The sequence below is a fragment of the Microbacterium sp. Bi128 genome (genome assembly GCF_918698205.1).
Genome location: NZ_CAKKMM010000954.1, coordinates 1 through 1,993 on the forward strand (window position 1 = coordinate 1; position 1,993 = coordinate 1,993).

General features: G+C 63.2%; 2 protein-coding genes. Both read right to left on the reverse strand.

The window, feature by feature from the left end:
- The coding region (locus LQV45_RS28440; RefSeq protein ID WP_230010299.1) for a glycosyltransferase at positions 1-878 on the reverse strand (878 nt) is incomplete at its 3' end.
- On the reverse strand, positions 875-1,993 hold a 1,119-nt coding region (glf, locus tag LQV45_RS28445), incomplete at its 5' end, for a UDP-galactopyranose mutase (protein WP_230010303.1). The genes glf and LQV45_RS28440, both read right to left, overlap by 4 nt.

Below are 1,993 nucleotides of genomic sequence, written 5' to 3' on the forward strand. Positions count from 1 at the left end.
GGCTCAACCACGATGTCGTCGTCCATGAGCAGGACGTAGTCACTGCCGTTTTCGACGGCCTCGAACATGCCCCGGGCAAAGCCGCCGGAGCCGCCGAGGTTCGACTGGTTGATGATCCGCAGCTTGCCGCCAAGAGATTCACGGACTTCGGCGAAGCCGTCCGCGTCCTCGACCTTCTGCGTGCCCTGGTCAACCAGCAGGATCTCCTGGACATGCTTGAGGGCATCCGGGTTCTCGGCCAGCAGCCGAAGATTGTTGAGGCAGAAGTCCGTCTTGTTCAGCGTCGTGATCTGCAGGGTGACAGACCCGGGCGTGCTCTCAACAGCGGGGCCCTGCCATTCGGCGTCGACCATGACAAGCGGTTCGGAGCCCGCCACGAGGTCGAACCAGTACCAGCCGCCGTCGCCGAAGGGCGCAAGGGACAGCTCAAAGGTGTTCTCCGCCGAACCCTCGACGCGCCGCGTGTCGACGCGCTGCAGGGATCCGCGGGCGTTGGACTTGTAGACGATGACGGATCCGGCGCCCTGGGTGCGGACCTGAAGCCGGACCTTGTCCACCGACGTCCAGCGCCGCCAGTAGCTCGCCGGGAAGGCGTTGAAGTAGCTGCCGAACGATACCCGCTCCCCCGAACGGACCTTGGTGGAGCTGCGGGACAGGAAGTCTTCAACGTGGGCTTCCTTGGTGGAGCTGCTGAAGGACTGTGCCCGGGCCTTCTTGCCGTCGCCGCTGCCGACCGTAGGAAGCTGGATGCCGGTCGCGGTACCCATGTCCATGTACAGGGGAACCGTGTCCATCTGGCTGGCGTTGGGCAGGATGACCCGCTGCAGGGTGTCCCACTGCTGGGCGGAATCTACCTGGGTGTCGGTTGCGGCGCTCATGCGTCCACTCCTCCGCTTTCAATCTTTGCGCCGCCTTCGAAGTGCGGGCGGATCTTGTTGTCGAACATGGTCAGGGCCGAGCCGATCGCCATGTGCATGTCCAGGTACTTATAGGTACCGAGGCGGCCGCCGAAGAGGACATCCTGCTCGGCCGCGGCCAAGTCGCGGTACTTCAGGAGCCGGTCGCGGTCCGTGGGCGTGTTGATCGGGTAGTAGGGCTCGTCGCCCTTCTCCGCGGCACGGGAGAACTCGCGCATAACGACCGTCTTCTCCGGCTGGTAGTCGCGCTCCGGGTGGAAGTGGCGCGGCTCGATAATGCGGGTGTACGCAACGTCTTCGTCGTTGTAGTTCACTACCGACGTGCCCTGGAAGTCCCCGACGTCGAGCACTTCTTCTTCGAAGTCGATGGTGCGCCAGGACAGATCGCCTTCGGCGTAGTCGAAGTAGCGGTCAACAGGTCCGGTGTAGACGACCGGGATGTTGCCGACCACCTTGCCCTTGCTGTACTCGTGGGACTCATCGAAGAAGTCCGTGTTGAGCCGCACCTCGATGTTGGGGTGTTCGGCCATCTTCTCGATCCAGGCCGTGTAGCCGTTGGTCGGAAGGCCCTCGTACTTGTCGTTGAAGTACCGGTTGTCGTAGTTGTAGCGCACCGGAAGGCGGGAGATGATGCCCGCGGGCAGGTCCTTCGGATCCGTCTGCCACTGCTTGCCGGTGTAGTGCTTGATGAACGCCTCGTAGAGCGGGCGGCCGATCAGCTGGATGCCCTTGTCGTTCAGGTTCTGCGGATCGGTGCCGGCCAGTTCGCCGGCCTGCTCCTTGATCAGTTCCTGGGCCTGCCCGGGGGTGAGGTTGGCCCGGAAGAACTGGTTGATCGTGGCCAGGTTGATGGGCAGGGAGTAGACCTCGCCCTTGTGCACGCCGTAGACCTTGTGGACGTAGTTCGTGAACGTCGTGAAGCGGTTTACGTACTCCCACACGCGGTCGTTGGACGTGTGGAAGAGGTGGGCACCGTAGCGGTGCACCTCAATGCCGGTCTGCTCTTCCTTTTCGCTGTAGGCGTTGCCGCCAATGTGGTGCCGGCGGTCGATGACGACTACCTTCAAGCCCAGCTC